At 71.3% G+C, this 19357-nt stretch carries 20 protein-coding genes; 3 read left to right on the forward strand and 17 right to left on the reverse strand.

Translation table 11 applies throughout. The features are described from left to right. Positions 1-256: 256 nt before the first annotated feature. Positions 257-979 carry an SMI1/KNR4 family protein gene (locus VGX25_RS09605; RefSeq protein WP_326917284.1) on the forward strand — a complete coding sequence of 241 codons (723 nt, stop codon included), beginning with the start codon at positions 257-259 and terminating at the stop codon, positions 977-979. 122 nt (positions 980-1101) lie between these two features. Here VGX25_RS09605 and VGX25_RS09610 read toward each other — a convergent pair whose 3' ends face one another. From VGX25_RS09610 to VGX25_RS09660, 11 genes are all read right to left on the reverse strand, one after another. Then, on the reverse strand, positions 1102-1344 hold the full coding sequence (locus VGX25_RS09610) for a hypothetical protein (protein ID WP_326917285.1): 243 nt from the start codon (positions 1342-1344) through the stop codon (positions 1102-1104). Continuing rightward, positions 1341-1631, reverse strand: a complete 291-nt coding sequence (locus tag VGX25_RS09615; protein ID WP_326917286.1) for a hypothetical protein — start codon at positions 1629-1631, stop codon at positions 1341-1343. Before VGX25_RS09615 ends, VGX25_RS09610 begins: the two co-directional genes overlap by 4 nt. 576 nt (positions 1632-2207) lie before the next feature. Further along, positions 2208-2954, reverse strand: coding sequence for an A24 family peptidase (locus tag VGX25_RS09620; RefSeq protein ID WP_326917287.1), 747 nt, complete (start codon positions 2952-2954; stop codon positions 2208-2210). 184 nt (positions 2955-3138) lie between these two features. Continuing rightward, entirely contained in the window at positions 3139-3306 is a 168-nt protein-coding gene (locus VGX25_RS09625) for a hypothetical protein (RefSeq protein WP_326917288.1), read from the reverse strand. A 195-nt stretch (positions 3307-3501) separates the two neighbouring features. After that, positions 3502-4941, reverse strand: coding sequence for a shikimate dehydrogenase (locus tag VGX25_RS09630; protein WP_326917289.1), 1440 nt, complete (start codon positions 4939-4941; stop codon positions 3502-3504). Beyond that, entirely contained in the window at positions 4931-6151 is a 1221-nt protein-coding gene (gene mltG, locus VGX25_RS09635; RefSeq protein ID WP_326917290.1) for an endolytic transglycosylase MltG, read from the reverse strand. The genes VGX25_RS09630 and mltG overlap by 11 nt, the downstream gene beginning before the upstream one ends. Beyond that, positions 6141-6629 carry a Holliday junction resolvase RuvX gene (gene ruvX, locus VGX25_RS09640; RefSeq protein ID WP_326917291.1) on the reverse strand — a complete coding sequence of 163 codons (489 nt, stop codon included), beginning with the start codon at positions 6627-6629 and terminating at the stop codon, positions 6141-6143. The genes mltG and ruvX overlap by 11 nt, the downstream gene beginning before the upstream one ends. Beyond that, positions 6626-9289, reverse strand: coding sequence for an alanine--tRNA ligase (alaS, locus tag VGX25_RS09645; RefSeq protein WP_326917292.1), 2664 nt, complete (start codon positions 9287-9289; stop codon positions 6626-6628). The genes ruvX and alaS overlap by 4 nt, the downstream gene beginning before the upstream one ends. A 59-nt stretch (positions 9290-9348) precedes the next feature. Beyond that, positions 9349-9642, reverse strand: a complete 294-nt coding sequence (locus VGX25_RS09650) for a hypothetical protein (RefSeq protein WP_326917293.1) — start codon at positions 9640-9642, stop codon at positions 9349-9351. After that, complete coding sequence (locus VGX25_RS09655) at positions 9642-10061, reverse strand: DUF948 domain-containing protein (RefSeq protein WP_326917294.1); 420 nt, start codon at positions 10059-10061, stop codon at positions 9642-9644. Before VGX25_RS09655 ends, VGX25_RS09650 begins: the two co-directional genes overlap by 1 nt. Before the next feature lie 71 nt (positions 10062-10132). Continuing rightward, on the reverse strand, positions 10133-11470 hold the full coding sequence (locus VGX25_RS09660) for a replication-associated recombination protein A (protein WP_326917318.1): 1338 nt from the start codon (positions 11468-11470) through the stop codon (positions 10133-10135). 114 nt (positions 11471-11584) lie between these two features. Between VGX25_RS09660 and VGX25_RS09665 the strand changes: the two genes are divergently transcribed. Beyond that, complete coding sequence (locus VGX25_RS09665; protein WP_326917295.1) at positions 11585-12352, forward strand: metallophosphoesterase family protein; 768 nt, start codon at positions 11585-11587, stop codon at positions 12350-12352. Here the strand turns inward: VGX25_RS09665 and VGX25_RS09670 are convergent. From VGX25_RS09670 to aspS, 4 genes are all read right to left on the reverse strand, one after another. After that, a complete protein-coding gene (locus tag VGX25_RS09670) occupies positions 12339-12467 on the reverse strand; it encodes a hypothetical protein (RefSeq protein ID WP_326917296.1) in 129 nt (42 codons plus the stop codon). The genes VGX25_RS09665 and VGX25_RS09670 overlap by 14 nt on opposite strands. Positions 12468-12741: 274 nt before the next feature. Further along, positions 12742-13941: a hypothetical protein gene (locus VGX25_RS09675; RefSeq protein WP_326917297.1), complete on the reverse strand. Its 1200-nt coding sequence runs from the start codon at positions 13939-13941 to the stop codon at positions 12742-12744. An 80-nt stretch (positions 13942-14021) separates the two neighbouring features. Then, the gene (locus VGX25_RS09680) at positions 14022-14963 is read right to left on the reverse strand and encodes a DUF389 domain-containing protein (protein WP_326917319.1); all 942 of its coding nucleotides are present in this window, start codon (positions 14961-14963) and stop codon (positions 14022-14024) included. A 2-nt stretch (positions 14964-14965) separates the two neighbouring features. Then, complete coding sequence (gene aspS / locus VGX25_RS09685) at positions 14966-16738, reverse strand: aspartate--tRNA ligase (RefSeq protein ID WP_326917298.1); 1773 nt, start codon at positions 16736-16738, stop codon at positions 14966-14968. Between the two features lie 590 nt (positions 16739-17328). Here aspS and VGX25_RS09690 point away from each other — a divergent pair. Next, entirely contained in the window at positions 17329-18126 is a 798-nt protein-coding gene (locus tag VGX25_RS09690) for a hypothetical protein (RefSeq protein WP_326917299.1), read from the forward strand. Between the two features lie 236 nt (positions 18127-18362). Here the strand turns inward: VGX25_RS09690 and VGX25_RS09695 are convergent, their stop codons facing one another. Continuing rightward, entirely contained in the window at positions 18363-19190 is an 828-nt protein-coding gene (locus tag VGX25_RS09695; protein ID WP_326917300.1) for a MerR family transcriptional regulator, read from the reverse strand. Then, positions 19177-19356, reverse strand: a complete 180-nt coding sequence (locus VGX25_RS09700) for a DUF397 domain-containing protein (protein WP_326917301.1) — start codon at positions 19354-19356, stop codon at positions 19177-19179. Before VGX25_RS09700 ends, VGX25_RS09695 begins: the two co-directional genes overlap by 14 nt. Position 19357: the final 1 nt, after the last annotated feature.

Genomic DNA, 19357 nt, shown 5'->3' on the forward strand with positions numbered 1-19357 from the left:
TATTGTCAAATGGGTCGTCGACTTCTATAATTGTCGACGTCGCCACAGTTCCTGTGGCATGCAGTCCCCGATCGACTACGAGACCCGTGCGGCCGACCGAGCCGCATAGAGGAGTCCTCCACGATCCGGGGGGAAGCTCACGGGCTTGTCGAAGAAGGGGCAAGGTATTGCGAATATCCGGTAACGGTGCTCAGGCGGCGGTGTTGCTCTGCCTGTGGCTTGGCCAAGAGATGGCCGCCCTGTAGCCTTCCGCAGCATGTCGTCGACATTTGATCTTGTTGGGGAAGTCGCGCGGGGTGTTCGGGGTCGGGCTGGGGCTTGGCAGTTCATCCAGGGCTTCGCAGCGCACTGGATGTCGCCGTTGGGGCAGGATGATGGATGCGGTGAGGCGGAGCTGGCGGCGGCTGAGGATCGGTTGGGGTTGCGTCTTCCGGCTGCGTTGCGCGAGGCGTATGGGTTGTTCGGCCGGCGCGCGGATCTGACCAGTAACCAGGACGAACTGTTGAGCCCGGACGAACTCGACGTGGACGAGGCCGGGGAGGTGTTGGTCTTCCGGGTGGAGAACCAGGCCTGCGCGTCTTGGGGTGTGCCGCTGGCTGATGTGGACGCAGCGGATCCGCCGGTAGTGATGCGGCTGGACTTGGAGGACAAGCAGGCTGAGTCGTGGGATGCCTGGCTTGATCGGTTCTCGCTGGCGTGTGTCGAGATGGTGCTGTCGGAGTCATTGTTCAGCGATGATGAGCTCGCTGGCCACCGAGAGCTGACCGAGCAGGATGTCGCGTTGGTGGAGCAGCTGTATGCCCGGCTGCCGATGCCAGAATATCCAGTGTCCCGGACTGTTCCCGGGATTCGCTGGTTCGCTGGTCCCGATCTGGTGTTGCGTGAGGACGGCCGGCAGGTGCTGTGGGTGCGAGGTCGTACCGCGGAGTCGGTTGAGGAGGTCTTGCACGCCCTGCCGGGTGAGTGGGAGCTGCTCTGACTGGATAGGCACGTTGTTGTGATCAGCCGGTGGCGATCGGCTGTGCCAGGGCGGCGTGCCTTGGTAGTCGGTGTGCCAGGCTTCGGGCATCAACACTGCCGATTGACCGAGGCGGGCGCTCGCTATGCCGCTGTGACTATGGACATCGGCGACGCCGCCGAACTGGCCGACTGCTGCAGTTCCTGCACGACTGGCTCGCCACTGACAGCGATCGGCTCAGCGAGTCGTTGAGCGGCTTCCTGGGAAGCCGTGCCTACGACGTCAACCGGCTGCGCGGAGACCTCAACCGGTTCGCTTTCCTGCTCGGCGGCAGTGACGGCGAGGCCCTGTTTACTGGCGGACCGGAGTAGGGCCTGGGTGTTCATGCTTGGCCTCCGGTGAGACTGTCCTGGACGGCGGTCAGCGCGACGAAGGCGCGGTCGCTGCCGAGTTGCTCGGGCATGGGCCCGGCTGGGGTGGGGACGTTGGTGAGGCGTTCGGCCAGTTCGGCGATGGCGTCGCGGTCGCCTTCGAGGGCGGCGCGTTCGTCGTCGGTGAGGGTGAGGCGTTCGAGCATCTGCTCGACGCCGTCCTTAACAGCCAATAGTTGCCCGGCGCTGAATTGTTTGGGCAAGTAGAAGGGCAGCGGGCGCAGACCAGCCGGTGCGGGCACTTGGCGAAGAAGTCGTAGGTGCAGTAGCCGTCGCCGAGGTCGTAGTACTTCCACGGCTGCTCGCCACCGACAGCTGCGCCGGTCAGGATGGTCTCCCGGTCGATGAGCACCTGGATAGTGCGCATGTTGCGGGCGAAGTAGTCCGCCTGGCGGTAGGCCGCGGCAACTGCCGATCGAGGTGCGGGAAGCGGTGGACGCCAACGCCCGCAACAAGATCATGTTCACCGTGTCGTCCGGCGTCGCGACCAAGCTCGCCCGGCACGTCGCCCCGTTCCTGGACGCCGACGACCTGTCCCACCGAGGCGCGTTCCAGGTCACCGTCCGCATCGTCCACCACGGACACGACCGGCCGCCGTTCACGCTGGACACCCTCCCGCTCCCGGCGCCCGTGCCGGGCGGGGCTGAGCGGTTGCGGGCGGCGGCGCGTGCCCGTACCGGGCCTGTCCCGTGTGGAGCGTGCGCGCACCGTCGAACGGCAAGGTGGACACCAAACCGCGTGTCGATCGGCTCCATCAACAGCAGGGCAGTTCACCCGGCAATTCTGGCGGCAGTTCACTCGGCAGTTCACTCGGCACCTTAAGGATGCCGGGTGAACTGAGGACATTCCGGTCTGCTCCCGGAGGCGTGGACGGTGAGTGCCGCGGGAAGCAGCGTCACGTTGCTTCCCGCGGCCGGCGCCACGGCGGGGCCGGGGAAGAGGGCGACGAGGGTGGTGGCGGCGAGCAGGCCGGGGGCGTGGGGGATGCCGTCCCACCAGGTGGCGGCGGTGTGGCGGGGGGCGACGAGGCGTAAGGCGAGGGTGGTGAGCGCGGCCAGCCAGGCGGCGAGGATGAGGGCGGGCCAGCCGACGGCGCCGAGGATGGCGCCGAGGGGGCCGGACAGCTTGACGTCGCCGGCGCCGAGGGAGCGGGGCCGCAGGACGTGGACGGCGGCGTGGATGGCGAAGAACGCGAGGGCGCCGAGCGCGGCGCCGCGGGCGAGCGGCCAGCCGCCGCCCAGCCAGGCGGCCGTGACGATCAGCGTGGCGGCGATCGGATAGGCGGGGAGGGTGAGGGCGTCCGGCAGGCGGCGGTGCCGGAGGTCGGTCGCGGTGAGCAGGACGGCGAACCAGGTCAGCAGCAGGGGTACGGGTAGCCACCAGCCGGGCAGGTGGCCGCCGGCCGCGCGCCACCCGAGCACGCCCCACAGTAAGGCGACGGCGCCCTCACACCATCCAATATGGACAGACGTGCCGCGGCGCAGGCGGCCGAGCAGCCAGCGGCCGGCCGACCCGGCCAGCCCTCCGGCGCCGGCGTACACCGCGATCGATCCGAGCGCTTGCATGCCTCCACGCTGCGCCACCCGGCCCGCGCGGGGCAAGAACAAGACCGAACGAATGGTCCATTCGCTCGGTTTGGCATTCGAGCCCGCATTCAGCGCCGAAGTCCGACCCCAGCTCGGCCGGGCTCGGCTCATTGGCGCAAGATCGACAGACCGCCAACCAACGAAACCATCACGTGTGCGGATGTCACAGAGGGTCGTACTGGTCGCCGGACTCGTTGACCACGATGTAGTCGGGCGGCAGGTCTGTCAGGCACGTGCGCTGCCGGGCCAACAGCTCGTCGAGCGGAAATCTGGTCGAGGCCAGTTCCGCGCGGAGCGACCCAGGACGGCGCGCCGGTGAAGCAGTGGCCATGCCTTGGCCCCACCCAGACCAACCAACTCTGGCGGTTCCTGAGCTCATGACCCAGGAGCACACCGGGCCGGTCACCCCCACGGCGACCGGCCCGGCTCACGTGGCACAACGAACGCCGCGCTGCGCGCGCGGCGCGGCGTTCGTTCAGGCACGGCGATCAGCGATCCTGCTGAAGCCTCCGGAGACCGACGGGGGTCAGCGCCGTGCGGCTGCGGCGCGGGTGAGGATCTCTTCGATGACGGCGGTTTTGGCGTCGGCGTAGTCCTGGACGTAGCGCCAGGTGCGTGTGGACAGTTGGAGTTTGGTGCGGGCGTAGTGGTCGCGGTCGGCGGAGTGGGTGCGGAGCCAGTCGCGGAAGGTGAGCATGCGGTCGATCTCGGGGGCGGCGGTGTCGGGGGCGAACACGTGGAGGTTGACGTCGTGCGGGTCGCCCTCGTCGGTGCGGCGGCGCAGGACGCGGTGCTCGTACCAGTTTGGCTCGCGGGCGCGGAGCTTGTAGCCGGCGCGTTCGAGGTCGGGGACATAGGCCGGCTCGTCGGCGGGGTCGGCGACCAGCAGGAGGATGTCGATGATGGGTTTGGCGGGCAGGCCGGGCACCGAGGTGGAGCCGGTGTGCTCGACGCGCAGGGCGCGCGGGCCAAGGGCGGCGCGGATCGCGGCCTCGTCGGCGGCGTACCAGGCGGGCCACTCCGGATTGTACGGCTCGATGATCACCTTGGTGGCGAAGGGTTTCAGCTCGCCGACGGTGACGGCGCGGAAGCGCTCGTCGGGGTCGGGGCCGAGCGGCAGGTCCAGGACGCCGCCGGTGGCCGCGCGGAGGGCGTCGCGCATGGCGGGGCGGGGGGCGGGGCGGCCGGTGAACAGCTCGACCTGGGTGAAAGCCTGGTGGAGCAGCATGTCCAGACCGGTGGCGATGCGGCCGCCGCGTTGCTGCACGGCCGTGGCCAGGAGCGTGGGCCAGGGGTGGTAGATCACGTCGAGCACGAAGGCCGCGCGCGCCAAGGTGTCTACTGAGGACTCGATGGCGCCGGCGGGTGCGGTGTTGACCAGGACCGCGGGCCCGGCCAGGAGGTCAGCGAAGTCTACACCGGACCAGCGGACGACTTTGATCGACAGCCCGAGGCGGTCGGCGCAGGCACGGGCGGCGTCGGCGCGGGACGGGTCGCGCACCACGACCGACGCCTCGGGCACGCCGAGCTCGACCAGGCCGGCAAGTGCCGCACAGGCCGTGCCGCCGGCGCCGAGCACCACGCCGGTGATCCCGTCGACACCTTCGTACCCGCCGGCCGCGCGCAGGGCGCCGACCACACCGTCCACATCGGAGCAATCGGCGTGCCAGCCGCCGGAGTCCTGGCGTACCAACGTGTTCGCCGCGCCCACGGCGGTGGCTCGCGGCGTGGCCGAGGAGGCCAGGCGCAGCGCGGCCTGCTTGCCGGGCATGGTCACCGACAGGCCGGCCCACGTGTCGTCGAGCGACGAGACCAGCGACGGCATCCCGGCCGCGTCGCGCTCGATGCGGTCGTAGGTCCACCCGGACAGGCCGAGGGCCTGGTATGCGGCCAGGTGGAGCACCGGGGACAGCGAGTGGGCGACCGGGGAGCCGACGACGGCCGCCCGCCGGCGCTCAGTAGGCACCGTTGGCCTGGGCCCGCTCGACGTTCTGCTGGTGCTCCTGCGCGGTGTTGGCGAAGCACGACAGGCCGTTCTTCTCGCAGCGCACGAAGAACAGCCAGGTCCCGTCCGCCGGCTTGGCCGCGGCCTGGATCGCCTCGCGGCTGGGCGCGGAGATCGGGCCGGGCGTCAGGCCCGTGTTGGCGTAGGTGTTGTAGGCGCCGGCGCGGGCCCGGTCCTCGGGCCTGGTCCGGATGGCCGGGCGGTCCAGCACGTAGTTGATCGTGGAGTCGTACTCCAGCTTCATTCCCTCGGCCAAGCGGTTGTAGGTCACCCGGGACACCTTGGGGAAGTCCTTCTCGATCCCCTCCCGCTCGATCAGCGACGCCATGATCAGCACCTGGTACGGCGTGAAGCCGGTGTCGGCGGCGACCTTCGGCATGCCGGCCACCTGCAGCCGGGCCGACGACTCAGCGATCACCTTCTGCCACAGCTGTTCCGCGGTCGCTCCCGGCCGGACGTCGTACACGCCCGGCAAGATCAGGCCCTCGAGCCGGCGTTGCGGCTCCAGCTTGGACGCGTCCGGCACCGCCCAGTCGGGCACCCCGAGCGCGGTCAGGTCGGCGGTGGCCGCGACCTTGCGCAGCTCCTCGACCGGCACGCAGGTGCTGGCGCCGTTGAGCTGCGCGCAGGACGCGTCGGCGAGCCGTTTGACGATGCCGGGCTCGATGCTGCCGTCGGGCTTGGTGAGGTCGTCGAGCTGCCAGCCGGCCCGGATCTCCAGCTGCCCCTTCTTCGCGTCGGGCGCGAGCATCCTGGCCACCGCGTCCCGGCCGGAGATCTTGGTGCGCATGATGTAGTAGCCGGGCTGGATGCCGAGCACCCTGGAGTCGCCCTCCGCGGCCTTCACGAACGCCTTGGTGCTGGCCACGACGCCGTCGTCGAGCAGCCGCTTGGCGATCTCGCCGGTGGACGCGCCGGTGGGGATCTCGACGACCACGTCCCGCTCGCCGGAGCCGGAGTAGTCGTCGTAGCCGAACAGGTCGATACCGAGGACCTGGGTCAGGCCGAACCACACGCCGCCGCCGATCAGCGCCAGCACGACCAGCACGCTCAGCCACACCGTGATCCGGCGGCCCCGCCGGCGTCTCGACGCCCGGCGTCCCCCGGCCGACCGGTACTGGCCGTGGTCGGTGTGTCGTTCGTTGAACAACCCGAGCTCGTCAGTCACCACGTCGCCTCCGCAGCAGGGTAGTTCGCGCGTCCAGCCAGGCCTGCAGGATCTCGACGGCGGCGGCCTGATCGACCACCGCCCGTTGCCGCTTGCCGCGCACGCCGCGCTCGCTGAGCATTCGGGATGCGCTGACCGTGGTCAACCTTTCGTCCGCAAGGCGTACCGGAACCGGATCGACCCTGGTCCGCAGGGCCGACGCGTAGGCCACCGCGGTCTCGGCCGCGGGGCCATGCCGTGCCGAAAGAGTCCTCGGTAAGCCCACCACCACTTCGACCACCTCGTACTCGGCAACGAGCTGGGCGAGCCGGTCGAGGTCGCCGCCCGACCGCTCGTCGCGAGACAGCGTAACGAGCGGCGATGCCAGCACGGGAGCCGGATCGCTGAGGGCGACCCCGACCCGGACCGACCCGACGTCGACCGCGAGCCGGCGACCGGGGCCGGGATCGTGCTCCCCAGGGCGATCCGGGCTCGAACTCACCTGGTAGCCAAGGCCTTTCGCAGCTGCCCCACCGCGTCCGCGACGCCCGCGGGGTTGCCGCCGCCGCCCTGGGCCAGGTCCGGCTTGCCGCCGCCGCGGCCGCCGATCGCCGGGGCGAACGCCGGCACCAGCGCGCCGGCCGCCAGCCCAAGGTCCCGCGCGGCCGCGGTGGTGGCCACCACGAAGTTGACCTTCGAGTCGGCCGCGGAGAACAGCGCGACCACGCCCGGCCGGGCACCGAGCCGGTTGCGCACCTCGCCCGCCAGCGAGCGCAGGTCGTTACCCCCGATGCCGTCCGGCACCGCCATGGCGACCAGCGCCACCCCGCCGACGTCCTCGGCCTGCTCGGCCAGCGTGCCGGCCGACGACATCAGTTGCCCGGCGCGCAGCTTTTCCAGCTCCTTCTCCGCGGCGCGCAGCTTGTCCAGCACCGAGCCGATCCGCTCGGGCAGCTCCTCCGGCTTCGCCTTGAACTGCTCGGCGAGCTGGGCCACCAGCACGTGCTCGCGGGCCAGGAACCGGAACGCGTCCAGCCCGACCAGCGCCTCGACCCGGCGCACCCCGGCGCCGATGGACGCCTCGGACAGCAGCTTGACCACGCCGATCTCGCCGGAGCGGTGCACGTGCGTGCCGCCGCACAGCTCCTTGGAGTAGTCGCCGATGGTGATCACGCGGACCTTGTCGCCGTACTTCTCGCCGAAGAACGCGATCGCCCCGGCCCTGCGCGCCTCGTCCAGCGTGGTGATCTCGGCCCGGACGTCGTAGTCGTGCAGCAGGATCTCGTTGACCTCCTCCTCGACGTCGGCGAGCACGCTGGCCGGCACGGCGCCGCCGGGCGAGGTGAAGTCGAACCGCAGCCGGCCGGGCGCGTTGAGCGAGCCGGCCTGCGCCGCCTGGGTGCCAAGCGCCCGCCGCACCCCGGCGTGGACGAGGTGGGTTGCCGAATGAGACCGGGACACCGAGCGCCGGCGCGCGGGGTCGACCCTGGCGTGCACGGTCTCGTCCAGCGTGATCTCACCGGACAGCACCTTGCCGCGGTGCACGTTGAGCCCGGCCACCGGGGACTGCACGTCGTGCACCTCGATCTCCGCGCCGCCCGCGACGATCCGGCCGGTGTCGGCGAGCTGACCGCCGCCCTCGGCGTAGAACGGGGTGCGGTCCAGCACGACCTCGACGTCGGCGCCCTCCCCCGCCGCGGGCGCCGGCTCACCGCCGACCAGCAGGCCGACCACCCGCGCCTCGGCCTCCAGCTCGCGGTAGCCGAGGAACTCGGTGGTGCCGTGGGCATCCAGGATCGACCGGTAGCCGGTCCCGCCCGCATGACCGACCTTGCGCGCCGCCGCGTCCTCTTTGGACCGTTGACGTTGCTCGGCCATCAGCCGGCGGAAGCCCTCCTCGTCGACCTTCAGGCCCTGCTCGGCCGCCATCTCCAGGGTGAGGTCGATCGGGAAGCCGTAGGTGTCGTGCAGCTGGAAGGCCTTGTCGCCGGGCAGCACGTCGCCGCCGGACCGCTTGGTCTCGGCCGCGGCCAGGTCGAAGATCCGCGACCCGCTGGACAGCGTGGCCAGGAAGGTCTCCTCCTCGGTGCGCACCACCGCCTCGATCCGCGCGAAGTCGGTGACCAGCTCGCGGTAGAACGGGCCCATCGCGTCGCGCACGACCGCCGCGAACTCGCCGAGCACCGGCTCGTGCACGCCCATCAGGCGGACCGAGCGGATGATCCGGCGCAGCAGCCGGCGCAGCACGTAGCCGCGCGCCTCGTTGCTCGGCGTGACACCGTCGGCGATGAGCATCATGCCGCTGCGGGCGTGGTCGGCGATCACCCGGAACCGGACGTCGTCGGCGTGGTCGGCGCCGTAGCGGCGGCCGGACATCTCCTCGGCCTTGGCGATCACCGGTGCGACCAGGTCGGTCTCGTAGACGTTGTCGACGTCCTGGAGCAGCGTGGCCACCCGCTCGATGCCCATGCCGGTGTCGATGTTCTTGTTCGGCAGCTCACCGAGGACCGGGTGGCCCTTCTTCGGGCTGCCCTCGCCCCGGACGTCCTGCATGAACACCAGGTTCCAGATCTCCAAATAGCGGTCCTCGTCGACGACCGGACCGCCCTCGCGGCCGTACTTCGCGCCGCGGTCGACGTAGATCTCCGAGCACGGGCCACCCGGCCCCGGCACGCCCATGTCCCAGTAGTTGTCCTCCGCGCCACGGCGCTGGATGCGCTCCTCGGGCAGGCCGGAGATCTTGCGCCACAACCGGAACGCCTCGTCGTCGTCGTGGTAGACCGTGGCCCACAGGCGATCGGGATCGAAGCCGTAGCCGCCGTCGGACTGGCTGCCGGTGACCAGGTTCCAGGCGTGCTCGATCGCGCCTTCCTTGAAGTAGTCGCCGAACGAGAAGTTCCCGGCCATCTGGAAGAACGTGTTGTGCCGGGTGGTCTTGCCGACCTCCTCGATGTCGCCGGTGCGCACGCACTTCTGGATGCTGGTCGCGCGCGGGTACGGCGGCGGCTCCTCGCCGAGGAAGTACGGCTTGAACTGGACCATGCCCGCGTTGACGAACAGCAGGTTGGGATCGTCCAGGATGAGCGAGGCGCTTGGCACCTCGGTGTGGCCGTTGTTCTTGAAATAGCTCAGGAATCGGTTGCTGATGTCATGGGTACGCATGGCTGGTGTGTCCTTTGTGGTCTGTCGCTGACGGGCTCGCGGCAGGCGAACGGCTGTGGTCAGCCGTCCGCCCGGCGAGCTCGCGCGTCGGGGCGCGCACCCATGGCGCGCCGCGCCACCGGGCTCACTCCGGATCGCTGCTCCACCACTTCGGACAACTCCTCCTCGCGCTCGGCCATCCCGGCGCGGACGTCGGCCCCGAAGGCGCCGATCGCCCCGGCGAGCTCACGCATCGCGGCACCGAGATTGGCGGCCAGGCCGGCCGGGGTGGCCTGCCGGGCCGCGTTCCTGGCCTTACGAGACAACGCTACGCCGGCCGCGACGCCGACCCCAAGCCAAAATAGCCGTCTCATCAGCCCTCCCCCGTGCGTCCGGCCCCCCGCCGGCCGCGCCGCGAATGCCGGCCCTCGCGCTCGGCCTTGGCCTTGCGCCGGGCCTTGAGCGCGCGGTTGACGCCGTAGGAGAACGCGGCGACCTTGACCAGCGGCCCACCGAGCGTGGCGGTGAACACCGAGGTGAGCGCGGAGACGTTGCCGGTGACCGCTTGGGTGTTGGCCGTGATGCCGTCGACCCGCTCGAGCTGGGTGTTCACGTGGTTGAGCGTGGTGTTGGCGCCGTTGAACAGGGGGTCGGAGTTCATGTGCGCCTTGCGGATCGCGATGGTGGCCTCGTCCAGCGTGCGCCCGAGTTTGATCAACGGGATCGCCAGGAGCACCACCAGGACGACGAACGCGCCGGCGGCGATCAGCGCGGCCCATTGCCCTGCTGACACGAGCCCTCCTCACGGTGACTGCTTGGGATGCGTCAGGTTACCGCGCCGGGTTTGAGCTGGTCCGTTCGGTCCTAGTCGTCTTCTCCGCGGACGGCGCGGCGCAGCTTGGGCAGGCGCTCGGCAATCGCGCGTTCGGCGCCGCGCTGGGTGGGGTGGTAGTAGTCGCGGCCGACCAGCTCGTCCGGCGGGTACTGCTGGGCAAGCACGCCCTCGGGCACGTCGTGCGGATAGCGGTAGCCGGTCGCGTTGCCGAGCTTCTTCGCGCCGGAGTAGTGACCGTCGCGCAGGTGCGGCGGGACCGAGCCGATGGCGCCGTTGCGCACGTCCGCCATGGCCGCGGAGATCCCCATCGTGACCGCGTTGGACTTCGGCGCGGTGGCGATGTGCACGGTGGCCTGGGCCAGGTTGAGGGCGCACTCCGGCAGGCCGATCAGCTGCACGGCCTGCGCCGCGGCCACCGCGACCTGCAGCGCGGTGGGGTCGGCCATACCGACCTCCTCGCTGGCCTGGATCACCAGCCGCCGGGCGATGAACCGCGGGTCCTCCCCCGCCTCGATCATCCGGGCCAGGTAGTGCAGCGCGGCGTCCACATCGGACCCGCGGAGCGACTTGATGAACGCGCTGATCACGTCGTAGTGCTGGTCGCCCTGCCGGTCGTACCGGACCGCCGCCTTGTCCACAGTGGACTCGACGATGGCCAGGGTGATGGTGCCGGCGCCGGCCGACGTCGCCGCGTCGGCGGCCGCCTCGAGCGCGGTGAGGGCGCGGCGGGCGTCCCCGCCGGCCAGCCGGACGATGTGGTCCTCGGCGTCGGCGTCCAGCGTGACGGCGCCGCCGAGCCCCCGCTCGTCGGTCAGCGCGCGGCGGACCAGCGTGCGGACGTCGTCGTCGGACAGCGAGCGCAGCTGCAGCACCAGCGACCGGGACAGCAGCGGGGAGACCACCGAGAAGAACGGGTTCTCCGTGGTGGCGGCCACCAGCAGCACGGTCCGGTCCTCGACGGCGCCGAGCAGGGCGTCCTGCTGGGTCTTGGAGAACCGGTGCACCTCGTCGATGAACAGCACGGTCGGCTCGCCGGAGTGGGCGAGGCGCCGGCGGGCCTCGTCGATGACCGCGCGGACCTCCTTCACCCCGGCCGAGACCGCCGACAGGGCGGCGAACCGCCGGCCGATCGCGGTGGAGACCAGCATCGCCAGGGTGGTCTTGCCGGTCCCCGGCGGCCCGTACAGCAGCACCGAGGCCGGCGCGCCGCCCTCGACCAGGCGGCGCAGCGGCGAGCCAGGGCCGAGCAGGTGGTCCTGGCCGAGCACCTCGTCCAGCGACCGCGGCCGCATCCGCACCGCGAGCGGCGTGTTCGCGGTGATGCGCGCGTCCCTGGCCGCCAGCCCGTCGGGCGGGCTGTCGAACAGGTCGAGGTCAAGGCCCTCCTCCACGGTGTCGACGCTACTCGCCGGCCCGTGCCGGGGTTTCGCCCGGCGTGAACCCGGCTGGCTTCAGGCTCCCCGACCGGCCAGGGTGGGGGCATGGTCGACCGGGTCGCGGTGCTCGCGGATGTCCACTGTGTACTGCCGGCGCTCGAGGCGGTGCTGGCCGAGCCCGACGTCCGCGCGGCCGACCTCATCGTGCTCGCCGGAGACGTCGCCGCCGGGCCGCAGCCGGTCGAGACCGTCGACCTGCTCGCGTCGCTCGGCGAACGGGTGGTGTGGGTGCGGGGCAACTGCGAGCGGACCGCGGTGGACTGGGCCCGCGGCGGGAACACCCCGGACGATCCGCGCTACGCGATGGGGGTGTGGGCCGCCGGGCAGCTGCGGCCGGATCAGGTGCGGCTGCTCGACGGCCTGCCCAGTACGGTCACGCTCGACGTGCGCGGGCTGGGCGAGGTGCTGTTCTGCCACGCCACCCCGCGCGACGACGAGGAGTACGTGCTCGTCGACAGCAGCCTGGACCGGTGGACCGAGGTGCTCGCCGGCGTACCGGAGACCGTGACCACGGTGGTGTGCGGGCACACGCACATGCCGTTCCTGCGCCTGGTCGACCGCCGGACCGTGGTGAACCCGGGCTCGGTCGGGATGCCGTACGGGACGACCGGCGCGCACTGGGCGCTGCTCGGCGGGGACGGGCCCGCGATCCGGTTGCGGCGCACGGAGTTCGACGTCGAAGCCGCCTGCGCCGCGATCACGGCCGGGTCGGGCTTTCCGGAGATCGAGGAGTGGGTCGAGGACTTCGTCCGGCACCCGGCGTCGGACGTCGAGGCGCTCGGGGTGTTCCGGGCCAGGACTACCGCGACTTAGCCGGCAGCGACGCGGCGAACGAGCGGGCCTGGTCCATCCAGCCGGCCAGCGCGTCGTTGTCGAGAACCTCGTTGGCCACCACGACGAAGCGAGATGCCAGGTGAAGCCCCAGCAAGAGATCACCATCGAATCGACCCGAGGACTCGCACCGCTCCTGTGAGTCGCGCCGCGCGCTGCGCGGCTCACAGGAGCGGGAGTTGGCGGTCAGCGGAAAGCCGGGCAAAGCGGCAGCGGGAGAGCACCATCGAATCGGGACCCCAAGACCCGCACCACCTCTCCGAGGTGCTCGGGCGACCGGCTCGACGCCACCGGCGGGGGCGTAGTCGGCGCGGCTATCCCCTTTGGTGGCCGCTTTCCATGAAGGAAGGCGGGTGGGCCCCCGGTGGCGGTCAGCGAAACGCCGGGTACAGCGGCAGGGAGAGGTCACCGTCGAAGCGGGATTCCAGGGCGCGGACCACTGCTCCGGCGTGGTCGGCGATCGGCTCCACTCCGCCGGCGGCGGCGTAGTCAGCGAGGCTGCGCCAGCGGGCGGTGAGAACGGCGGGGCGGTCGGGGGTTTCGATGGAGCGTTTGGCGTGGGGGCAGCCTTCGAGGTCGGGGGTGGTGAGGAGCTGCCAGGTGGTGAACCAGACCCAGAAGAGCTGCGCGTCCAACAGGCGCGGGAGCAGGACGGCGTCCTCGTCGAGGTCGGGCCACATCGAGCGGGCCTCGGCGCGCCAGCCGGCCAGCATGGCGTCGGTCATGCCGGTGGGCAGACCGAAGGCGCACCAGCAGGAGGGGAACGGGACGCGGAGGTAGGCGACGTCGAACATGAGGTTGCGGACGCAGCCGCCCTCGAAGTCGAGGAAGCGGACGCCGCGGTTGTGGATGAGGTTGTTGTCCGGGCAGGAGTCGGACGGGCTGAAGGCGCGGTGGCGTTCGGCGCCGAGCAGACCCTTGGTGCGCTCGGCGCACGCGCGCGCCGCCGGGGAGGCGGCCACGCCGAGCTCGGCCTCGAGCAGGTCTGGCAGCTCGTCGAGGGCGGTCGGGCCGTCGGCGGCGAGCGGGTCCTTGGAGCGCGGTGGGCTCAGCCGTCGCTGCAGCGCGTCGAAGTCGGCCTCGCGGCCGGCGGTGGTGGCGTGCAGCCGGCCGAGGGTGTGCGCCCAGGACAGCAGCGCCCGCTCGGCGGCGCGGGGATCGTTGCCCATCAGCCGCTCGGCCAGCGTCGGCACGCGGCCCAGATCCTCCATCACCAGCAGCCGGTTCTGCCCCTCGTGCGCGAACAGCTCTGGGCACACCCGGTCGTCGGACGCCAGCGACGTGAACAGCTGGTAGCTGACGGCCTCGCGGACGAAGCTGTCGCACGGCTCGGCGGCCGGCGGGAGCACGTACCGCTTGAGCACCAGGGTCCGCGGCAGCGCGAACGAGCTCGACGCGACCTTGACCCGCAGCACGATGGACCGCTCGCTGCCACCGAGATCGACCGGATCCGCGAGCCTGATCCGGGACCCGAAACGGCGGCCGAGCAAGGACTCCGCCGCCAGCACGGTAGCCAGAATCTCCGCGTCGTTATGGATTGTCGGCGGCTCGGCGGCGATCTCCACACTCATCGCCTCCGACCCTACTCGTGCGCGGACCGCCACTATTCCTTGGCACCGACGGTAACCATGTCAATCGATTCAGTGCGACATCACCCGACGGGCAGGGGACGGCCGGCGTCGCCCACCCGCCAGCTTGCCCTACGCACCAGCAGGACCGCCGTCGCGGCCAGGACGATTCCGAGCAGGTTCACGGTGAGCTGACCGATCGAGCTCAGACACCGGGCCCAGTCGCCGAGGATCGCGGCGACCGCCGCGTAGCCGGCGGCCGGGACCGTGGTGACCGAGATGAACACCCCCACGAGGGCCGCCGACTTCGCCGAGGTCATCGACAGCATCCCGGCCGCGCCGGCCAGCACCGCGACGATCAGCGACCACCAGCCGACCCGGTAGACGAAATCGACCTGCTGCCCGTCCCGCAGCACGCCGGCGTCGAACAGCCCGGCCCAGTGCCCGAGCAGCGTGCCGCCGGCGGTCAGCGCCACGGCCACCGGGAACCCCACCGCGAGGGCCAGCCCGGCGCGGCGCATGAGATCCCAGCGTCTGCGGACCATGCCGACGGCGAGCGCGGCCAGCGGGCCGAACTCCGGCCCGACCACCATGGCTCCGACGATCGTCACGGCCGAGTCGGTGATCACGCCGACCGCGGCCAACAGGCAGGCCAGCGTCTGGAAGGCCACATAGGTCGGCGTCAGCCGGGACTCCTCTCCGGTCCTGGCCAGCAACTCCTGCCACACCACGGCATCGGCGGCCTCGCCTGGCGCACGCTTCTCGGCCCGGTCGGCCGCGTCCGACAGCGCGGTGTCGATCTGCCCGACGGTGATGCCGCCGGTGCGGTCGATGCCCAGACCGCACAGCGAGTCGATCAGCTCGTCGGCCGCCTCCCGTGCGACGTCGGCCTCGATGACGTCGCCGGGCGGGTCCAGCGCCGCCCCGGGCAGCAGCACGAGATGGGTCGCTCCCGGCGCCCCGCGCAGCACGTCCAGCGCCGCCCCGGTCGTCTCCGGCGGGCAGACCAGCCGCACGTGCAGCACGCTCAAGGCGCGGGCTTGGCGTCGACCCCGGCCTCCTTGCGCTGCGCCGCGGTGATCGGGGCGGGCGCGCCGGTCAGCGGGTCGTAGCCGCCGCCGGACTTGGGGAACGCGATCACGTCCCGGATGGACGGCTCCCCGGCAAGCAGCATGACGGTCCGGTCCCAGCCGATCGCGATGCCACCGTGCGGCGGCGGCCCGTACTTGAACGCCTCCAGCAGGAAGCCGAACTTCTCCCTGGCCTCCTCGGGCCCGATGCCCATCACCTGGAACACGCGCTCCTGCACGTCGGGGCGGTGGATACGGATCGATCCCCCGCCGAGCTCGACGCCGTTGCAGACGATGTCGTACGCGTAGGCCAGCGCGTTGCCCGGGTCCTCCTCGAACCGGTCGAGCCACTCCGGTTTGGGCGAGGTGAACGCGTGGTGCACCGCCGTCCACTTTCCGCCGCCGACCGCGACGTCGCCGTGGCTGCGCGCGGCCTCGGCCTCCTCGAACAGCGGCGCGTCCACCACCCAGACGAACGACCAGGCCGACTCGTCGATCAGCCCGCACCGCCGGCCGATCTCCAGCCGGGCCGCGCCGAGCAGCGCGCGGGCCTCGGACCGCGGGCCGGCGGCGAAGAAGACGCAGTCACCGGGCTCGGCGCCGGCCGCCTTGGCCAGGCCCTCCCGCTCGGCCTCGGACAGGTTCTTGGCCACCGGGCCGCCCAGCATGCCGTCCTCGGCGATCAGCACGTAGGCCAGGCCCTTGCCACCGCGCTGCTTGGCCCAGTCCTGCCAGGCGTCGAGCTGCTTGCGCGGCTGGCTCGCACCGCCGGGCATGACCACCGAGCCGACGTAGGGCGCGTGGAACACCCGGAACGGGCTGTCGGCGAAGTACTCGGTCAGCTCGGTGATCTCGGTGGTCAGGCGCAGGTCGGGCTTGTCGGTGCCGTACCGGGCCATCGCCTCGGCGTAGGTGATCCGCGGGATCGGCAGCGGGATCTCGTGGCCGGCCAGCTCCCGCCACAGCGCGGCGAGGATCCGCTCGGACAGCGCGATCACGTCGTCCTGGTCGACGAAGCTCATCTCCACGTCGAGCTGGGTGAACTCCGGCTGCCGGTCGGCCCGGAAGTCCTCGTCCCGGTAGCAGCGGGCGATCTGGTAGTACCGCTCCAGCCCGCCGACCATGAGCAGCTGCTTGAACAGCTGCGGCGACTGCGGCAACGCGTACCAGGAGCCGGGCCGCAGCCGCGCCGGCACCAGGAAGTCGCGCGCGCCCTCAGGGGTGGACCTGGTCATCGTCGGCGTCTCGACCTCGACGAAGCGCTCGGCGTGCAGCAGCTCGCGGGCGATCCGGTTGGCCTCGCTGCGCAGCCGGATGGCCCTGGCCGGGCCGCCGCGGCGCAGGTCGAGGTAGCGGTGCTTGAGCCGGACCTCCTCGCCGACGGACAGGTGCTCGTCGAGCGGGAACGGCAGCGGCGCCGCCTCGCTGAGCACCTCCAGCTCGGTGGCCAGCACCTCGATCGCGCCGGTGGCCAGATCGGGGTTCTCGTTGCCCTCAGGGCGCTTCGCGACCTCGCCGACGACCCGGACGCAGAACTCGGCACGCAGCTGATGGGCCCGCTCGGCCATCTCCCCCTCGCGGAACACCACCTGCGCGATCCCGGATGCGTCGCGCAGGTCCACAAAGATGACCCCACCATGATCGCGCCGGTGGGCCACCCAGCCGCTCAACGTGACTGTCTGCCCGGCGTGCTCGGCCCGGAGCGTCCCGGCCTCATGCGTGCGGATCAACGGTGGCCCCTCTGGGTGTCAAGTGGGGGTGTCAAGTGATGGGGATGCTCTTGACACCCTGAGGTTAGCCAATGGGCGACGGCCCGGCCCTACGGGCACGGTCGGTCCTCGTCACAGTTGTGTTGGCCGATCACGTCGGTGTGTTGGCTTCTCGCGCAATCGGGACATCGCGACGCGCCAACACAGCGACGCCTCGCGCCAACACGGCGACGCCAGAGGCCAACACGCCGGCGCGGTGCCGCCAGGCCCGGCGCCGCGCCCGGCGTCGTCCAGCAGGTTTGCGGCGTCCGATAACCGAACGTATCCGAGTGTTTACCGCCAGATTTAACCTGATGGCTACCCACCGGCGAACGGGCGTCGTACTGTTGCTACCACGGCATCGGTTACCAGGGGAGAGCCACATGGGTAGCGGCATGACCCGCGAGCAGGTTCGAGATATCCAGAATGGCACTTTGCAGCGTGCAATTGCCAACGATAAGCAGGATTCCCTGGGCGCGGATGCATTTCCCACAGCCTTGCGTGCGGCCATCCAGGCGAGCGGACTGAGCCTGGACCGCATCCAGTATCGGCTCCGGTCGCGCGGCGTGTCGGTGAGTGTGACGGCGCTGAGCTACTGGCAGTCCGGGCGCAGACGGCCGGAGCGCGCGGAATCCTTGGCAGCACTGGGACATCTCGAGTCGGTGCTGGGGGTTGCGCCGGGTTCGCTGATGGCCCTGCTCGGGCCGCCGCGCCCGCGGGGCCGGGCCAACCGGGAGTCGAACCGGCTGCCGATCGAGTCGCTGTGGACGAAATCGGAACAGGTGTCCAATCTTCTCAAACGCATCGACTTCACCACCGAGGCGGCGCTGACCAGGATCAGCCAGCAGGACGTGATGGAGCTGGCGGTCGACCAGGGCGAAAAGAAGATCAGCGTTCGGCAGGTGCTGCGTGCCGAGCGCGACGGGGCCGAGCGCACCCTCGTGGTGTACGACCTCGAACGCCCGGGGCGGCCGTTCCCGGAGATCACCGCCGTGCAGTCCTGCCGGATCGGCAAGGTCGCCCAGGACCCGGCGTCCGGGCTGATCGCCGCGGAGATCCTGCTCGAGCAGCCGCTGCACCGCGGCGAGACGGTGATCCTGGACTACGCGCTGACCCACCCCGGCCCGCCATTCTCCCGCGGCGACGACAGCTACTGCCGCAAGTTCACCACCCCGGTCCGCGAGTTCGTGCTCGAATTGCGGTTCGACCCGCGAATGCTGCCGCGCTACTGCGAGCAGTACACCACCGACCCGGACAACCAGATCACCAGCCGCCGCCGGGTCGAGATCAACGCCGACGGCCACGGCCACGCGGTCGCCCTGGATTTCGGCCCCGGCATCTTCTGCGTCCGCTGGGAGTGGCCGGACTGATTTGCTCGGTCGTGCTCGCGGCCTTGACCCGGTGTCTTCCCTCGTCGCGCATCGGCCACAGTGCTTGCCCCGCCCCTCCGCCCTGCGGGCGGCAGGGGCGCAAGGCCCACCCCCAACCGGGCCTTGGCGCTCCTGTCGTCCAGACACCGGCGGCCGCTGCGCGCGCCCGAGCGCTGCTCGGTCGCTGCGCGACCTGCGCCGGGGCTGGGCGCGTAGGCGGTCATCTGAGCGGCTGCTCAGCGGATCGGGAAGGCTACGTCGCAGACCTCGTCGTTCGGCTGGGCGGCGCGGAAGTCGGCGAAGTAGATCTCGCGCGGGGCGCCGGCGGCGGTGTGGCCGTGGCGAGTGATCCACTGGGCTAGGGCGTCGTAAGCGGACAGGATCTGCGGGTACTCGACCTGCGCCCGGATCAGTCGGACGTACGCCTCGCGGTGCGCCGGCTCGACGCGGGCCGGCGCGTCGGCGGGCAGCGCGGCCGCGGGGTCGATCGGCACGCAGCACTCGCCAGGACCGTCGCTGTCCTCGTTGACCTCGCCGTAGTAGACGACGAACGCCGGCCCGACCACGCCCCCGAGGTCGCCGGCCATGGCCAGCAGGCGGCCCATGGTCGCCTCGATCCACACCGACAGGGTGGCCACCCGGACGTGCCGCCGCTCGGCCAGCACCCACTGCTCGCCGACGTCGCGCACGCGGAACTCGTAGCGGCCGAACGGTTCCTGGCCGCCGGCCAGCGTGTACCGCAGGTACGCGGCGAGCTCGCGCTGGGAGGCCACGCGCCGCTCGGTGGCGTCCCAGTAGGCGGCGATCAGCTCGGCGGCCCGCGGACCGGGCGCCGACAGCACCTCGCCGACCCTGGCCAGCGGCATGTCCAGCCGGCGAAGCATGGCGATCAGACGCGCGGTCTCCAGCTGGCTCTCCCGGTACCACCGGTAGCCGGACGGCTGGTCGACCCGGGCCGGCGGGAGCAGGCCCATCCGGTCGTAGAGGCGCAGCGCCTTGAGCGACAGCCGGGACCGGCGGCCGAAGACGCTGATGCTCAGCAGCGGTTCATCATCGGATGGCATGGCGACGAGCGAAGCCGATCAGCTGCCGCACGTCCACGCCGTCGAGGACACCACCGTCGGGGCACTTGCTGTCGCGCACCTTCCGGAGGTCGGCGGCCAACTCGACGCAGTTCGACTCGCCCCCCGAGCGACGCGACTTACGGAATCGGACGGCTCCCCCACACATG

The sequence above is a fragment of the Actinophytocola sp. genome, assembly GCF_035942955.1.
Taxonomy (GTDB): domain Bacteria; phylum Actinomycetota; class Actinomycetes; order Mycobacteriales; family Pseudonocardiaceae; genus DASYTH01.

Bases quoted from the DNA above. Each gene is read 5' to 3' on its own strand.
- alaS (WP_326917292.1), bottom strand. From the start codon at position 9,289: ATGCGTACCCATGACATCAGCAACCGATTCCTGAGCTATTTCAAGAAC.
- VGX25_RS09620 (WP_326917287.1), bottom strand. From the start codon at position 2,954: ATGCAAGCGCTCGGATCGATCGCGGTGTACGCCGGCGCCGGAGGGCTG.
- VGX25_RS09610 (WP_326917285.1), bottom strand. From the start codon at position 1,344: ATGAACACCCAGGCCCTACTCCGGTCCGCCAGTAAACAGGGCCTCGCC.
- VGX25_RS09695 (WP_326917300.1), bottom strand. From the start codon at position 19,190: ATGCCATCCGATGATGAACCGCTGCTGAGCATCAGCGTCTTCGGCCGC.
- VGX25_RS09665 (WP_326917295.1), top strand. From the start codon at position 11,585: ATGGTCGACCGGGTCGCGGTGCTCGCGGATGTCCACTGTGTACTGCCG.
- VGX25_RS09625 (WP_326917288.1), bottom strand. From the start codon at position 3,306: ATGGCCACTGCTTCACCGGCGCGCCGTCCTGGGTCGCTCCGCGCGGAA.
- VGX25_RS09605 (WP_326917284.1), top strand. From the start codon at position 257: ATGTCGTCGACATTTGATCTTGTTGGGGAAGTCGCGCGGGGTGTTCGG.
- VGX25_RS09675 (WP_326917297.1), bottom strand. From the start codon at position 13,941: ATGAGTGTGGAGATCGCCGCCGAGCCGCCGACAATCCATAACGACGCG.
- VGX25_RS09700 (WP_326917301.1), bottom strand. From the start codon at position 19,356: ATGTGTGGGGGAGCCGTCCGATTCCGTAAGTCGCGTCGCTCGGGGGGC.
- VGX25_RS09650 (WP_326917293.1), bottom strand. From the start codon at position 9,642: ATGAGACGGCTATTTTGGCTTGGGGTCGGCGTCGCGGCCGGCGTAGCG.